Annotated in this window: 14 protein-coding genes; 9 read left to right on the top strand and 5 right to left on the bottom strand. The window is 65.9% G+C overall.

The features are described 5' to 3' along the window. Nucleotides 1–496, top strand: a 496-nt coding sequence (locus ACR9ZJ_RS09545) for a glutathione S-transferase N-terminal domain-containing protein (protein ID WP_481287630.1), incomplete at its 5' end; no start/stop codon positions are given. A 123-nt stretch (nt 497–619) separates the two neighbouring features. After that, nucleotides 620–1,051, top strand: a complete 432-nt coding sequence (locus ACR9ZJ_RS09540) for a ClpXP protease specificity-enhancing factor (RefSeq protein WP_481282672.1) — start codon at nt 620–622, stop codon at nt 1,049–1,051. 12 nt (nt 1,052–1,063) lie between these two features. Here ACR9ZJ_RS09540 and ACR9ZJ_RS09535 read toward each other — a convergent pair whose 3' ends face one another. The 4 genes from ACR9ZJ_RS09535 to ACR9ZJ_RS09520 all read right to left on the bottom strand — a co-directional run bounded on the left by ACR9ZJ_RS09535 (nt 1,064) and on the right by ACR9ZJ_RS09520 (nt 5,042). Further along, the gene (locus tag ACR9ZJ_RS09535) at nt 1,064–1,459 is read right to left on the bottom strand and encodes a DUF3301 domain-containing protein (protein WP_426285235.1); all 396 of its coding nucleotides are present in this window, start codon (nt 1,457–1,459) and stop codon (nt 1,064–1,066) included. A 49-nt stretch (nt 1,460–1,508) separates the two neighbouring features. Next, entirely contained in the window at nt 1,509–2,381 is an 873-nt protein-coding gene (gene nadC, locus ACR9ZJ_RS09530) for a carboxylating nicotinate-nucleotide diphosphorylase (protein ID WP_481287629.1), read from the bottom strand. Between the two features lie 33 nt (nt 2,382–2,414). Further along, nucleotides 2,415–4,676: a DUF1631 domain-containing protein gene (locus tag ACR9ZJ_RS09525; RefSeq protein WP_481287628.1), complete on the bottom strand. Its 2,262-nt coding sequence runs from the start codon at nt 4,674–4,676 to the stop codon at nt 2,415–2,417. A gap of 84 nt (nt 4,677–4,760) precedes the next feature. Further along, a complete protein-coding gene (locus ACR9ZJ_RS09520) occupies nt 4,761–5,042 on the bottom strand; it encodes a Trm112 family protein (protein ID WP_481287627.1) in 282 nt (93 codons plus the stop codon). A gap of 72 nt (nt 5,043–5,114) precedes the next feature. On the opposite strand from ACR9ZJ_RS09520, the gene purE reads away from it, so the two are divergent. Together purE and ACR9ZJ_RS09510 are read left to right on the top strand one after the other, a co-directional pair. Continuing rightward, nucleotides 5,115–5,630, top strand: a complete 516-nt coding sequence (purE, locus tag ACR9ZJ_RS09515) for a 5-(carboxyamino)imidazole ribonucleotide mutase (protein WP_481279731.1) — start codon at nt 5,115–5,117, stop codon at nt 5,628–5,630. Continuing rightward, nucleotides 5,627–6,781 (top strand): 5-(carboxyamino)imidazole ribonucleotide synthase, encoded by a 1,155-nt coding sequence (locus ACR9ZJ_RS09510; RefSeq protein WP_481279732.1) that lies wholly within the window; start codon nt 5,627–5,629, stop codon nt 6,779–6,781. Before purE ends, ACR9ZJ_RS09510 begins: the two co-directional genes overlap by 4 nt. 315 nt (nt 6,782–7,096) lie before the next feature. Here the strand turns inward: ACR9ZJ_RS09510 and ACR9ZJ_RS09505 are convergent, their stop codons facing one another. After that, complete coding sequence (locus ACR9ZJ_RS09505) at nt 7,097–7,675, bottom strand: superoxide dismutase (protein ID WP_481279733.1); 579 nt, start codon at nt 7,673–7,675, stop codon at nt 7,097–7,099. A 108-nt stretch (nt 7,676–7,783) separates the two neighbouring features. Between ACR9ZJ_RS09505 and grxD the strand changes: the two genes are divergently transcribed. The 5 genes from grxD (at nt 7,784) to ACR9ZJ_RS09480 (ending at nt 14,284) form a co-directional block, all read left to right on the top strand. Then, on the top strand, nt 7,784–8,107 hold the full coding sequence (gene grxD, locus ACR9ZJ_RS09500) for a Grx4 family monothiol glutaredoxin (RefSeq protein ID WP_481279734.1): 324 nt from the start codon (nt 7,784–7,786) through the stop codon (nt 8,105–8,107). Next, entirely contained in the window at nt 8,104–8,877 is a 774-nt protein-coding gene (locus tag ACR9ZJ_RS09495) for an SDR family NAD(P)-dependent oxidoreductase (protein ID WP_481287626.1), read from the top strand. Before grxD ends, ACR9ZJ_RS09495 begins: the two co-directional genes overlap by 4 nt. A 34-nt stretch (nt 8,878–8,911) precedes the next feature. Beyond that, the gene (locus ACR9ZJ_RS09490) at nt 8,912–9,508 is read left to right on the top strand and encodes a YhgN family NAAT transporter (RefSeq protein WP_481287632.1); all 597 of its coding nucleotides are present in this window, start codon (nt 8,912–8,914) and stop codon (nt 9,506–9,508) included. A 215-nt stretch (nt 9,509–9,723) separates the two neighbouring features. Then, nucleotides 9,724–11,430, top strand: coding sequence for a bifunctional ornithine lipid synthase OlsF (olsF, locus tag ACR9ZJ_RS09485; RefSeq protein WP_481279736.1), 1,707 nt, complete (start codon nt 9,724–9,726; stop codon nt 11,428–11,430). 400 nt (nt 11,431–11,830) lie between these two features. Continuing rightward, nucleotides 11,831–14,284 carry a TonB-dependent receptor gene (locus tag ACR9ZJ_RS09480; RefSeq protein ID WP_481287625.1) on the top strand — a complete coding sequence of 818 codons (2,454 nt, stop codon included), beginning with the start codon at nt 11,831–11,833 and terminating at the stop codon, nt 14,282–14,284. Nucleotides 14,285–14,320: the final 36 nt, after the last annotated feature.

Below are 14,320 nucleotides of genomic sequence, written 5' to 3'. Positions count from 1 at the left end.
GCTCGAACTCAATCCCTATGGGACGCTGCCGACCCTGGTCGACCGAGACCTCACCCTCTACGACCCGGCCGTGGTCGTCGAATACCTCGATGAGCGCTACCCGCATCCGCCCTTGATGCCGATCGATCCCTTGTCCCGCGCCCGTCTCCGCCTGGGCACGTGGCGGATCGAGAACGACTGGCTACCCGAGATCGAGGCGATCGGCGAGGGCGGCAAGGCGGCCGAGGGCGCGCGCAAGCGCCTGCGCGAGCACCTGTTGCTGTCCGTGCCCCTGTTCAGGGCTTCGCGATTCTTCCTCAACCCGGAAATGAGCCTGATCGATTGCCTGGTCGCCCCGGTGGTCTGGCGCTTGCCCCACCTGGGCGTGGACCTGGGCAAAGAGGGCAAGCCGATCGTCGACTACGGCGAACGCCTGTTCCACAGCCAGGGCTTCGCCCGCAGCCTCACGCCGGAAGAACGCGATATGCGTCCGGACTTCAACTTCAGCGCCGGTTAGTTCCCAGGCGGCTCGTATCCCGTAAACTCTCTTCTTGGCCTTGCCCTGCCGGGGCTGGTGATTCCCGACCGACCGGCGGGTACGACGAGGACGCTTTCCATGGATACGAACGAAAACGCGGGCATGACTTCGAACCGGCCCTACCTGCTGCGCGCCATCTACGACTGGATCAGTGACAACGGCTTCACGCCGTATGTCCTGGTCGATGCCGCCCAGCCCGGCGTCCAGGTGCCGGCCCATGTCGTGAAGAACGGGCAGGTCGTGCTGAACCTGGCGATGCGGGCGGTGGCCAACCTCGACCTGGGCAACGACCGCATCACCTTCCAGGCGCGGTTCTCCGGTGTCAGCCAGTCCATCGTCATCCCGATGCAGGCCGTGCTTGCCCTTTATGCGCAGGAAAACGGCCAGGGCATGATGTTCCCGGCCGACGAGAACGAAGCGCTCTCGGCGAATACGTCCGATGCGGCTGACGAAGCCCATGAAGCCCCGCCGCAGGCCGGGGGCGACGACGACCGCCCGAAGCGGGGCGCGCCGCATCTTCGAGTGGTCAAGTAATACGCTGGCGGCTCAGTGGAGCCGCCGACGGTCCGCCAGCGAGATGACGTTGCCGGTGTGTACCACCGAATCGGTCGCCACCACGGTCTCCAGCTCCGGCGACCCCGACAGCGGCAACGAGAAGCTGGCCACCTCGTTCCCGGCCATCCACAGGCGTGCCGCCTGCCGCGATTGGCCATCCTCGCTCACCTCGAACCCGTAGCAGCGTTCCAGACGGCGTACGCCGTCGACACCCTGTAAGCGGATCGACCGCAGGCCTACGCTCTGGTCGAGCAATTGCAGGCCGTGCCGCTTGCACAAGGCCGTCGCCGCCTTCACGGCGACTTCGCGTGCACGGGTCAGCCGGTACCAGCTTGCGATGCCGGCGGCGAGGGCGAAGAGCCAGAAGAGATCGGTGAAGGAAGACATGGGGTCAGTGTGTGGCCCGGTTGCGCCGACCACAAGTCCCTGGCGGCCGTCAGTGCTTCACGTCCAGCCGCAGGGACAGGTCGATCGCCCGGACATGCTTGGTCAGCGCGCCGCTGGAGATGAAATCCACCCCCGTTTCCGCGATCGCGCGGACGGTGTCGAGCTCCACGTTGCCGGAGACCTCCAGCGGAATGCGTCCCGCCGTGTACTCCACGGCTTCCTTGAGCATGGCTGGCGTGAAATTGTCCAGCAAGGCGCGATCGGCGTCGGCGGCGATCGCCTCGGCCAGTTCGTCGAGGGTTTCCACTTCCACGATCAGAGGGAGAGACGGGTGGATCATGCGCGCGGCACGCACGGCGGCCGGGATGCCGCCGGCGGCGATGATGTGGTTTTCCTTCAGCATCATCGCGTCGAACAGGCCGATGCGATGATTCGTGCCGCCGCCGCAGCGCACCGCGTACTTCTGCGCGCGTCGCAGGCCGGGGATGGTCTTCCGCGTGTCGAGGATGCGCGTGCGGGTGCCCGCCAGCGCATCCACGTAATGCGCGGTGACAGTGGCCGTCGACGACAGCAGTTGCAGGAAATTGAGCGCCGACCGTTCGGCCGTGACCAGCGACCGCGCCTTGCCCGCCAGGCGGCACACCGTCGCTCCCGCCGCCACGCGGTCGCCGTCGTGGACCAGCCATTCCACCCGCACGTCTGGATCGAGCTTGCGGAAGCACGCCTCGAACCACGCCGCGCCACACAGCACGGCATCTTCGCGGCAGGTCAGCACGGCGGTGGCGGTCGCCTTCGCATCGAGCAGGTCGGCCGTGGCGTCACCCGGCCCCACGTCTTCGACGAAGGCGCGTTCGACATCGGCAAGGACCTCGCTCGCCGACGGTAGCGCGTCGGCCAGGTGTTGCGGATCGGCAGGGCTCATCGGCTGGCGGCGTCCGTGGAAGAGGCCGCTACCTTATTCGGGTTGGCGAAGCTTTTCCACGATCGCGTCCATCGCGCGGTCGAACAACAGCGTGGAATCGAGCACGCGCGCCGTGCCGCTGGCGAAGGCCTGCGCGAGGCCGGCGAGGCTGTGGTCGGCGACCTTCAGGCCACGGCGGTTCACGAACAGGTAGCGGCCGCTGATCGGGCTGATCCACGACAGCTTGGCGCGATCGGTGGTGCCATCGGCGGCGGTGAACTCCAGCCACTGGCCCACCTTCAACTCGCGCGCCTGGGCGAGATTGCGCTCGTCGAAGGCTTCGTCGAGCAGGGAATCGACCTCGTCGTCCGGTTCCGATTCGGCTACCGGTTCCTCGATGGCCTGGATGGCCTCGGGCAGTGGCATCACGCTGGCGACGATGGTCCCCGATACGGTCTCGCCCACGGCCTCGCCGAGTTGCTGGCGGTAGAACGCGTGCAACTGGCCCAGCAGCTGTTCCGTGTCGGTTTCCTGGAAGGCCACGGCCGCGAGGCCGCGACGCAACGAGCGCTCGATGCCGGGAAGCATCGCGCGCAGGTCGCGCCGGCCATTGAGGTCGTGCACCGGCTGCGCGCTGGCGATGAAATCGTCGATGAAGCGCAGCGAGTCGCGGAATTCCTGGGATTCCTCGCCCTGGCGGAGCAGGGTGAGCACGATGTAGTTGGCCCACGCACGGGTCAGTACGCCGTAGACGAGCGGCGGCAGCGAAGCCCCGCCGATACGGCCGACGATTTCCTGCGCGGCCCGGCGGCGCGCCTGCTCGAGCTTCTCGCGGCCACGCGTGGACTCGGCGACGCGTTGCTCGGCGAGTTCGGCGCGCTTGCGGCTGACGTCGAGGAAGTCCTGCAGTTCGCCGGCAAGGCGGGTGAAGATCGCCGTGTCGTCGTCGAAGTCGTGCAACAGGCGTTCGACGATCGACTTCATCTTGTCGAACAGACGTCCGTCGCGGTCCGCTTCGGCCGACCATCCCTTCGCCGCGTCGGCGAGCGCGTCGAGCAGCTGGCGCGCGGGGTGCGACTTGTGCGCGAACATCCGGCGGTCGAGCAGCGCCACCTTGAGGTAGGGGATCTGCAGGCGCGCGAGCAGCACCTGCATTTCCGTCGGCAGGTTGTCGTCCTCGAGGATGAACTCGAAAAGCATGCCGACGAGATCGATGGTGTCCTCGTCCATGCCCGACACATGCGCGGTCTGCTGGCCACGCAGTTGCCCGATCTGGGCGAGAAGCTGTTCCTTCAACTGGGCCACGTCACGACTGACGTCGGCCTGGGTGGCGAGCGGCGCGGCGGTGTTCGGCAGCGTGGCGATCTGGCTCTGCAACAGGGTCAGCGCGCCGAGCAATTCCGCCGGGCTGGGCAGGGGGCCGGTCGGCAGCGGGGTGCCCATGGGGCCGCCCACCGCCGGCACGCTGTCGCGACGCGCCGAGAACAGCGCATGCAGCGACTGCATGAATTCCGCGGCGGCGGCGTCAGTCACCGGCGTGGCGGACGCCTGCGGCACGGCGGCCGCGGAGACCGGGCCGATCGGTGCCGGCGCGTCGCTACGCCGGGTGGATATCTCGTGGCGCAGCTGCGGCAGGACACCGGCGCTGGCCAGTTCATTGTTGATGTCGTCGTAGAGCTCGTCGATGCCGGCGAGCACGTAGCGGTCGAACAGCTTGTAGATGATCAGCTTGACCCGGACCTCGACCATCAGCTCGCGCATGGCCTGGCGGAACGCGCCGGCCAGCGAGGCCGGCCCGACCGGGTTGGATGCGTCGTCCATCTTGTTGCCGCCGCAGATCACCGACAGCCGCTGGTTCACGGCGAACAGGGCGCGCGCCAGGCGCTGCTCGTTCTTGCCGATCATGCTGGTGATCGCGAGGGATTCTTCCAGTTCGTTTTCGCCGACGAGGCTGAGTTCGATATTGGCGAGCGGCCGGCCGGTGCCGTCGGCGTCCGGGGCCCGGGTGCGGCCCGCGGAGAAATCGGCCAGGTCGCGCGCGACCTGGCCGAGGAAGGTGCGCTCGACGATCGCCCGCTTCTTGCGGACCTCGCGCATGCCGTCGAAGAACTGGGTCTGGGCCGCGTTGTTCTCGGCCTTCTCGGCGAGGTCGAACAGGGCGTCGTCGATGTTCTCGAACATGTTCGACGCCAGGGCGTGCAGGCGCTTCGTGGCCAGCCCGCGCACCGTCACCAGCAACGCGCCCACGCTCTCACTGCGCGGGTCCAGGCGCTGACTGAGATCGACGACGTTGGACGGCTCGCTCGCGTTGTTCATCGCGCATCCTGGATGTTCTGGCCCCCGCCTGAAGCGTCATTGTGCGGGAACCAATGCTTTATAGCGTGACTCGCGTCACGGATTTCAGGCGCGACCCGTTTCTGGCGCGAAGCCCGACAACTGGAGGGTGCCGATGCCTGCCTCGGGCAACATGACGGGAATGCCGTCTTCCACCCGGTAGACCAGCTGGCCGTCGGTGGTGATGAGCCCCTCGGTGATCGGGTCGGCGACTTTCTCGCCGGCGACCGTGTCGACCGCCCCGGCGCGGATCGCTCCGTTGAGCTGGTCGCGCTCGGTCGCCGTGAGGGGGCGCAGCGGGCGTTTGCTGACAGGGCAGCAGAGGATGTCGAGTAGACGCTTGTCCATGGGAAGTGGCCCCGGGGGCCAACCTGATAAACGGGAATGCCTTTACAATAGCGACTTTTGGGTGCTCGGGCCATGACTTCCAACGAGGGTAACGAAGCGAACGCGCCGCGCGTGGGCGTGGTGATGGGTTCGCGTTCGGACTGGGAAACCATGGAGCACGCCTCCGCCACGCTGACCCGCATGGGCATCGTCCACGAGGTCCGCGTCGTGTCGGCGCACCGCACGCCCGACCTGCTTTTCGACTACGCCGAAACGGCCCGCGCGCGGGGCATCCAGGTGATCATCGCCGGTGCCGGCGGGGCGGCCCATCTGCCGGGCATGATCGCGGCGAAGACGGCCCTGCCGGTGTTCGGCGTGCCGGTGCAGTCCAAGGCCCTCAACGGCATGGATTCCCTCCTTTCGATCGCCCAGATGCCGGCCGGCGTGCCGGTGGGCACCCTGGCCATCGGGCGCGCCGGCGCCACCAACGCGGCCTTGCTCGCCGCGTCCGTGCTGGCACTGCACGATCCGGCCGTGGCCGAAGCGCTGGACAACTTCCGTGCCGCGCAGACCCGGTCCGTCCTCGACCATCCGGACCCGCGCACATGAGCCGCACGCTCCCCACCGTCGGTATCCTCGGTGGCGGGCAGCTCGCCCGCATGCTGGCCCTGGCGGCGGCCCCGCTGGGCATCCGTACGCTCGCGGTCGACGGCGCCGCCGATGCCTGCGCCGGGCAGGTGTCCGGGCTGGTGGTCGCCCCCTGGGACGACGAAACGGCATTGGCGGAATTCGCCAGGCAGGTGGACGTGGTCACCTTCGACTTCGAGAACGTGCCCGCGGCGACGGCCGAACGGCTCGCCGGGTTGGTCAAGGTGTTTCCGAACCCGCGCGCCCTGGCCGTGGCCCAGGACAGGCTGTCCGAGAAAACCTTGTTCCGCGAGTCCGGCCTGAATACGCCGGAATTCGCCGTGGTCGATACCCGCGACGACCTGGTCGCGGCGGTCGGCCGCATCGGCCTCCCTGCGATCCTCAAGACGCGCCGCCTCGGCTATGACGGCAAGGGGCAGTTCCGGTTGAAGGTTCCGGCGGATATCGATGCCGCCTGGGCGGCGCTCGGCGACGCCGCGTCCCGGCATGGGCTGATCCTGGAGGCCTTCGTCCCGTTCGATCGCGAATTGTCCGTACTGGCCGTGCGCGGCCGCGACGGCGCGTTCCGCACCTGGCCGCTCACCCGTAACTGGCATGTGGACGGCGTGCTCTCGCTGAGCCTGGCGCCCGCGCCGGGTACTTCCGATGCGCTGGAACACGAGGCCGTCGCCCATGCGCGGGCCATCGCCGAACGGCTGGATTACGTCGGCGTGTTCGCGCTGGAATTGTTCGTCCGCGGTAACGAGTTGCTGGGCAACGAGATGGCGCCGCGCGTGCACAACTCGGGGCACTGGACCATCGAGGGTGCGCATACCAGCCAGTTCGAGAACCATATCCGCGCCGTGCTCGGCCTTCCGCTGGGAGACACCGGCGTGCGCGGGGCCAGCGCCATGCTCAACTGGATCGGCGAGATGCCCGACCCGGCGCCGGTGCTGTCCGCCGTCGACGGCCATTGGCACGACTACGGCAAGGAAGCCCGTCCCGGTCGCAAGGTAGGCCACGCGACGATCTGCGCCACCGATGCCGGCAGCCTGCGGGCGAAGCTGGTGGAGGTGGGGGCCGCGCTGGGGCGGGAAGAACAGGTGGCCCCGGCTGTCGAGGCGCTGGGCTAAGCGGTCGAGGCACGGGGCCGAGAGGGCCCCTGTGGAAAGCCTCTTCTGTAGAAGGCCCCTTCTGGGGAAAAACCCCCTGCGAAAAGGTCCTGTGGGAGCCGCTTCAGCGGCGATGGTTGCTTGCCTCGAACTGGCCCGCTAGCGCGGGATCGCCGCTGAAGCGGCTCCCACGGAGGCGAGCTCCCACGGAGGTTTCTTCAGGGGCTCCGTAGGGGTTCCCGCATGGGCATGGCTCGGCGGGTAACGAAAAGGCCAGGTCTCGCGACCCGGCCTTTCTCATTTCGTAGCTAGGGCGCTGAAACCGCCCCATGGGGATCAGGCGAGGTTCTTCGCCGCGAAATCCCAGTTCACGATGTTCCAGAACGCTTCCAGGTACTTCGGACGGGCGTTGCGGTAATCGATGTAATACGCGTGTTCCCACACGTCGGCCGTGAACAGCGGCTTGTCGCTGCCGGTGATCGGGGTGGCGGCGTTCGACGTGTTGACGATCGCCAGGGAGCCGTCCGGACGCTGCACCAGCCAGGTCCAGCCCGAGCCGAAGTTGGCGGCGGCCTGCTTGGCGAATTCTTCCTTGAACTTGTCGACCGAACCGAAAGCCTTGGTCAGTGCGTCGGCCAGCTTCGCCGGAGGCTCGGCGCCGCCCGGGGCACGCATCGAGTGCCAGTAGAAGGTGTGGTTCCAGATCTGCGCCGCATTGTTGAAGATGCCGCCGGACGAGGTCTTGACGATGTCTTCCAGGCTCTTGCCCTCGAACTCCGTCCCCTTGATCAGGTTGTTGAGGTTCGTGACGTAGGTCTGGTGGTGCTTGCCGTGGTGGAATTCCAGGGTCTCAGCGGAGATGTGCGGCTCCAGGGCATTCTTTTCGTACGGGAGCGGGGGAAGTTCGAACGCCATTGCGGGACTCCTTAGCGGTGGCTGGGGGAAAGGGCGTAGGCAGGGGGCGTCAGGCCGTGCGCTGCTACACTATGCAACTAGTCGCATTCTAATGATGAAAACCGAGCTATGGACGTCGTAGACGAGATCAAGGCCATCGTGGCGGCCCACCCGATCGTGCTTTTCATGAAAGGCACGCCGGAATACCCGACCTGCGGCTTCTCCGATCGCGCCGTGAAAGCCTTGCAGGCGGCCGGCGCGGCGTTCCACGCGGTGAACGTGCTGGCCGATCCGCGAATCCGCGCGGGCTTGCCGCACTATTCGAACTGGCCGACGTTCCCGCAGTTGTTCCTTCTGGGTGAATTCATCGGCGGCTGCGATATCGTCGAAGACCTGCACGCCGCGGGCGAGTTGAAGCGCATGGCGGCCGACGTGGCCGGAGCCGCGACGTGAACGCCTTGCACTCCACCCGCTTGCCCGAGGACTGGTCCGTGGCGCCAGGAGCGCTCGCGGGCCGCGTGGTGATCGTCACCGGTGCCACCGGCGGCCTCGGCGGCGAAACGGCGAAAGCGGCGATTCGCGCGGGAGCCACGGTGGTGATCACCGGGCGCAAGGTACGCGCGCTGGAGAAACGCTACGACGAACTCGTCGCGCTCGGCGGCAGCGAACCGGTGATCCATCCGCTGGACCTGGAAAGCGCCACGCCCGCGGATTACGCCGCGCTGGCCGAAGGCATCGAGGGCGAGTTCGGCCGCCTCGACGGCATCGTGCATGCCGCCGCGCACTTCAACGAGTTGACCCCCATCGCGATGCACAAGCCTGACGACTGGCTGCGCGCGATGCAGGTGAACGTGTCGGCGCCGTTCGCATTGACCCAGGCATGCATGCCCTTGCTCACGCGGGCCCCGGACAGCGCCGTGGTTTTCGTGCTGGACGATCCGGAACTGCTTTCGCGTGCCCACTGGGGCGGTTATGGCGTCTCCAAGGCCGCGGTGGAGCGCATGGCCGCGGTGCTGCACGCCGAGAACGGCCGCGGCCCCATGCGCGTGCATACGCTGTTGCCCATGCCAATGCGCACCGCCTTGCGTCGCGCGGCGTATTACGGCGAGAACACGCTGGAAAAACCGCTGCCCACCGCCGCGGCCGATGCCATCGTCTACCTGCTTTCCGGTGCCGGCGCGGATGCGCGGGGCGCCGTGCTCGATCTACGCCCCATCCACTGACCTGCCACAGGAGTTCTCCCCCATGGAAGCGCAGATGACGACGTTGTCCGCGGGCATCCTGCTGTTCCTGATCATGGATCCGCTGGGCAATATCCCGTTGTTCCTCGCCCTGCTGAAGGACGTGCCGCCGCAGCGCCGGCGCAAGGTGATGGTGCGCGAGTTGCTCATCGCCCTGGTCGTCCTGGTCGCCTTCCTGCTTGGCGGCCAGTACATCCTCAAGGTGCTGCAGCTGCGCCAGGAATCGGTGAGCATCGCCGGTGGCATCGTGCTGTTCCTCATCGGCATCCGCATGGTCTTCCCGCCGGTGGAAGGTGGCGTGTTCGGCAAGACGGGGGAGGGCGAGCCCTTCATCGTGCCGATGGCCATCCCCGGCGTCGCCGGCCCCTCGGCCATGGCCGCCCTCCTGCTGCTGACCAATTCCCAGCCTGGCCGCACGGCGGAATGGGGCATCGCCCTGTTCCTGGCCTGGCTGACCACCGCGATCATCCTGCTCAGTTCCACCTTCCTGTTCCGCTGGCTGGGCGAGAGCGTCCTCACGGCCCTGGAGCGGCTCATGGGCATGCTGCTCATCGCCTTGTCGGTGCAGATGTTCCTCGCCGGCATTTCGGCCTATCTGCACCTGGCGGTTTGATACGTCAGGGTGATTGCCGCAAGAACATACGTGGCGGTAGGGTTACTGTCATAATTGCCCGCGAGCATGGCCGGGGCCAGGAAAGCTCCTGGCACCGGGCATGGGTCGAAAGCCCTCTCAGGGGCAAAGAGGATGTTCGAAGGCACTATGAGAAATCACGACTCCGCACCGGCCCGGCAAGGTAGCCATCGTTCGACGTCAAGGGATCCCAAGTCATGCTGAGCATCGATCAGACCCTGCTGGAGCGCATGCCATGGCTGGCCCAGCACCCTCGTCTCCGCAAGCCGCTCGTCGGCATGCTGGAAACCCTGGCCCACGAAGACCGCTTCAATCGCACGCTGGCGTTTGCCGGCCCCGCGCAAGGTTTCGAATTCTGCGAGAAGACGCTGGATTACCTCGGCGTCAGCTGTCGCGTCACCGAACGCGAACGCGAGAACATCCCTGTCGAAGGGCCGCTGATCGTCGTGGCCAACCATCCGCTGGGCATGGTCGACGCGATCGCCCTCATCCAGCTGATCGGTTCGGTCCGCCGCGATGTCCGCATCCTCGGTAACGACGTGCTGTCGGCGGTGCCGCAACTGGGATCGTTGCTGCTGAAGGTGGATGTCTTCGGCAAAGGCGCCACGTCCAGGATGCGCGCCGTGTTCCGCGCGGTCGAGGCGGGCGAGGTGCTCATCATGTTCCCGGCGGGCGAAGTGTCGCGCATGCGCCCCGGCGGCGTGCGCGATGGCAAGTGGTCGGACGGCTTCGCGCGCATCGCCATGCGCGCCGGCGTGCCGGTGCTTCCGGTGCATATCGCCGCGCGCAATTCGGTCGCCTTCTACGGACTGTCGATGTTGGCCAAGCCGCTGAGCACGGCGATGCTTCCGCGCGAGGCTACCTCGGGCAAGCAGCGGGTGGGTTTCCGCATCGGCAAGCTCGTCGACTCCGAGGAATTGAAACAGGCCAGTGGCGGTTCGTCCGAGCGGGCGGCCAAGCTGATGCGCCGGCACGTGTATCGCGTCGCACGCCAGCGCGGCCTCGTTTTCGGTGGACAAACCCCGCTGGCGCATCCCGAGCCCGTGGAGCGCGTGGTCGCCGAACTGGACAAGGCCGAATTGCTGGCCGAACTTCCCGATGGCAAGCGCATCCTGCTGTTGCAAGGCTCCAGCGACAGCTACGCCATGCGCGAGATCGGACGCCTGCGTGAGTTGACCTTCCGACGCGTGGGTGAGGGTACCGGCAAGCGCCGCGATCTCGACGCCTACGATCCGCTCTACGAGCACCTCGTATTGTGGGACGCCAAGGCCTTGCGCATCGTGGGTGCGTACCGGTTCGGTCATGGCGGCCGCCTCATCACCCAGTACGGCATGAGCGCGCTGTACACCTCCAGCCTGTTCGATTATTCGCCGGCACTGGAGTCACGCCTCGCCCAGGGCCTGGAGCTCGGACGCAGCTTCATCGCACCCGCCTACTGGCGCTCACGGGCGCTCGATCAACTCTGGCAGGGCATCGGCCTCTACCTGCAACGGCATCGCGAACTGCGTTACCTGTTCGGGCCCGTGAGCATGTCGGTGAGCATGCCGCGAGAGGCGCGCGAATGGATCGCCGCCGCGCACCAGCATTTCTTCGGCGTGCAGGGCCTGGCCGCCGCACGCCAGCCGTTCGTGATTCCGGAAGCCACCATCGAGTCGGTACGCCGCGAACTGGAAGGCCTCGATCCCGCCCAAGGCCTCGGCAAGCTGAAGCATCGCCTCGATGCCCTCGGCGTGACCTTGCCGGTGCTTTACCGCCAGTACGTCGACCTGGTCGAGCCGCAGGGCGTGCAGTTCCTCGCGTTCGGCGAGGATCCCGAATTCGCCGGTTGCGTCGACGGGCTCGTGATGCTCGACCTCGCGTCGCTCAAGCCGGCGAAGCGCTCGCGTTACCTCGGCAAGGATTGATTCGTCCGGACCGGCCGGAAGGTATTCCGGTCGGCCGGTTTTTCGAGGCACGTTGGCTCGTGTAGAACTAGCCTGTTTCCCGCCGATGGGAAGTGTCAGATAATCGCTAAACTGTCATTCGGCAGTGTTAGGGTATTGCCTCGCTAAGAGATAAACGTCGCCCACGTCAGTGACTTGGGTGCTCAGTGGGTCATTCGGTGTTTTTTCGTCCCGGCCATGTTGCCGGGCGATTCGCCGTGTCCGGAGAAAACGTTTTTTCTTGCGCAAACGTAATAACTATCGACGCAGAGATAATCGCCAATTAATTACGAAAACCATTATTTCCAGTGACGGATCGAATGATTTCGCGCGGCCTCGGGAAGGGCCCACCAAACAAATATCCTCTTCAGGAAACCAGTCGATGAACCGCAATTCCCTTTCGGCCGCGATCGCCGTGACGCTTTTCGTGGCCGCAGGCGCCGTGTTGGCCCAGGACGCGCAGAATACCGAGGCCACCGGCACGCAGCCGCAACGTTCCAACGTGGCGAGCAGCTCGAACACGACGAACGACAACGCCACGCGCCGCGCCACCCAGCAGATGAGCGAGGTGCAGGTGAAGGCCAACTCGCTGGCCCTCGGCGGCGGCCTGATGTCCATCCAGGACGCGCCGAAAGCCGTTTCCACGGTGTCCCGCGAGGCCATCGTCAAGGCGGCGCCGGGTGCCACCTTCGTGCAGGCGATCAACTCGATCCCGGGCGTGGTGTCGTCCACCGACGACTACACCGGCCTCAACGACGGCAACGCCAGCGTCCGGGGTTTTCCGCTCGACGAAATCGGTGTGACGGTCAACGGTGCGCCGATCAACGACAGCGGCAACTACAAGATCTACTCGTCCGAATACGGCGATACCGAGAACATGGGCGACATCACCGTCCAGCAGGGTTATCCGGACAATGATTCCCCGATCGCCGGCGCGGCCGGTGGCTCCATCGCCTGGGTGACGGTCGATCCGTCGCACCAGGCCGGCCTGGACTTCAGCCAGACCCTGGGCGACAACAGCTACCACCGCACGTTCGTGCGCCTCAATACGGGCGACCTCGGCCCCGTGCGTTCGTGGTTGTCGTATTCCAACAACGAAACGAACCTGTGGCGCGGCCGCGGCAAGTCGAAGGTGACCAAGGTCGACGGCAAGTCGGTCTGGCAGATCGACGACAAGAACTCCATCTCGTTCTCGCTGCAATACAACCGCGAGGTCAAGACCAACTACGAGTCGCTGACGAAGGCCCAGGCCGCCGCCGACTACAAGCAGAGCTACCTCGGCACGTATACCCCGGGTAGCACCAGCAGCAACTATTACGCGCTGCACCAGAACCCGTTCCGCAACTACCTCGCCAGCCTCGACGGCGAGTTCACCCTCAGTGACAGCATGCGCCTGTCTGTCGTCCCGTATTTTCAGTATGGCTACGGCGGCGGTGGCAGCGGCAGCACGGTTACCGAGAATCCGCTAGCCAACGACAACTACTTCAAGTCGGTGAACGTCGACCTCGATGGCGATGGCAAGATCGGCGGCACGAAGCTGGTTAACTCGCTGAGCTATTCGTACACCTACCGTCCCGGCGTGATCGCGAAGCTCAACCAGGACCTGAGTGACAACAACAGCCTGGAATACGGCGTGTGGTACGAGCGTCCGCGCCAGCAGCAAGGCCAGGTGCTGGTCCCGGTGGACCCGTCGACCGGCGTGCCGGTCGATACCTGGGGCAGGGACGTGCTGATCCGCTATCCGGACGGCAAGGTGCAGAAGGTGTACGACCAGTACACCACCACCACGAACGAGAAGGCCTTCGTCACCGACAACTGGACGCCGAACGACCAATGGACGTTCTCCGGCAGCCTGGCGTACGTGTGGACCAAGCGTGATGGCTATATCGCCGAATACCCGAACTCGATCGGCTCGATCAGCGCGGCGGGGAAGGTGACCACGACGAATGCGCAGTTCGACGCGTCGCCTACGGCGACCTTCCACAAGTTCACGCCCACGGCGGGAGTGAAGTACCAGCTCAACGACGAGAACCAGTTCTATTTCGGCATCGGCAAGACGTTCCGTGCACCGATCAACGGTGCGCTGTTGAGCAACGCCCTGTACGGTTATGGCACGTCGGCTGCCGCCGCGCTGCCGAACAAGCCGGAAACCTCGACCACCGCCGACCTGGGCTGGCGCTTCTACGGCGAGCGCATCTCGGCGAACGTCGACGCTTATGCGTCCAACCTCAACAACAAGCAGGTCTCCGGTTTCGATCAGACGACCGCATTGACGGTCTATACGCAGCTGCCGAAGGTGCATATGCGCGGCCTCAATGCCGAGAGCAGCTTCAAGCTGGACGACCATTGGACGGTGTACGCGAACTATTCGTACGCGCGCGCCCTGATGCAGGACAACCTCGACTCGTTGGGCGACGGCATCTACAACACGAAGGGCAAGACCTTGCTCAACGTGCCGAAGAATTCGGGCTATGTCGCGATCGACTACGCCAATGGTCCGTTCTGGGCTTCGCTTAGCGCCAAGTACCAGGGCGCGATCTGGGGCGACTGGTCGAACACCGAGCGGGTGGGTGGCTACGCCACGATCGACCTGGGCACCGGCTGGAACTTCGACGACTTCTCGCCGTGGTTCCGCAAGCCGTACATCAAGGTCAACCTGTTCAACCTGGCCGACCGCAAGGCTCTCACCTATGCAGGCAACGTTTCCGCCTTCCTGGCCAGCAACCCGGCCAAGACCAAGGACGCGAACGGAACGACGCTCTACGCCGCGGCCCCGTACTACTCGATCCTGCAGGAACGCACCTTCATGGTGACCTTCGGCGCCTCGTTCTTCTGACGAAAACCGCAGCGCGCAGGGCCGAAAGGCCGCGAC

The sequence above is a fragment of the Luteibacter sp. KNZ12-1A genome (assembly GCF_056755675.1).
This window is presented reverse-complemented; position numbering and strand designations above follow the sequence as displayed.

Coding starts and splice junctions, on each gene's coding strand:
- nadC (WP_481287629.1), bottom strand. CDS start 2,381: ATGAGCCCTGCCGATCCGCAACACCTGGCCGACGCGCTACCGTCGGCG.
- grxD (WP_481279734.1), top strand. CDS start 7,784: ATGGACGTCGTAGACGAGATCAAGGCCATCGTGGCGGCCCACCCGATC.
- ACR9ZJ_RS09505 (WP_481279733.1), bottom strand. CDS start 7,675: ATGGCGTTCGAACTTCCCCCGCTCCCGTACGAAAAGAATGCCCTGGAG.
- olsF (WP_481279736.1), top strand. CDS start 9,724: ATGCTGAGCATCGATCAGACCCTGCTGGAGCGCATGCCATGGCTGGCC.
- ACR9ZJ_RS09525 (WP_481287628.1), bottom strand. CDS start 4,676: ATGAACAACGCGAGCGAGCCGTCCAACGTCGTCGATCTCAGTCAGCGC.
- ACR9ZJ_RS09480 (WP_481287625.1), top strand. CDS start 11,831: ATGAACCGCAATTCCCTTTCGGCCGCGATCGCCGTGACGCTTTTCGTG.
- purE (WP_481279731.1), top strand. CDS start 5,115: ATGACTTCCAACGAGGGTAACGAAGCGAACGCGCCGCGCGTGGGCGTG.
- ACR9ZJ_RS09510 (WP_481279732.1), top strand. CDS start 5,627: ATGAGCCGCACGCTCCCCACCGTCGGTATCCTCGGTGGCGGGCAGCTC.
- ACR9ZJ_RS09490 (WP_481287632.1), top strand. CDS start 8,912: ATGACGACGTTGTCCGCGGGCATCCTGCTGTTCCTGATCATGGATCCG.
- ACR9ZJ_RS09535 (WP_426285235.1), bottom strand. CDS start 1,459: ATGTCTTCCTTCACCGATCTCTTCTGGCTCTTCGCCCTCGCCGCCGGC.
- ACR9ZJ_RS09520 (WP_481287627.1), bottom strand. CDS start 5,042: ATGGACAAGCGTCTACTCGACATCCTCTGCTGCCCTGTCAGCAAACGC.
- ACR9ZJ_RS09540 (WP_481282672.1), top strand. CDS start 620: ATGACTTCGAACCGGCCCTACCTGCTGCGCGCCATCTACGACTGGATC.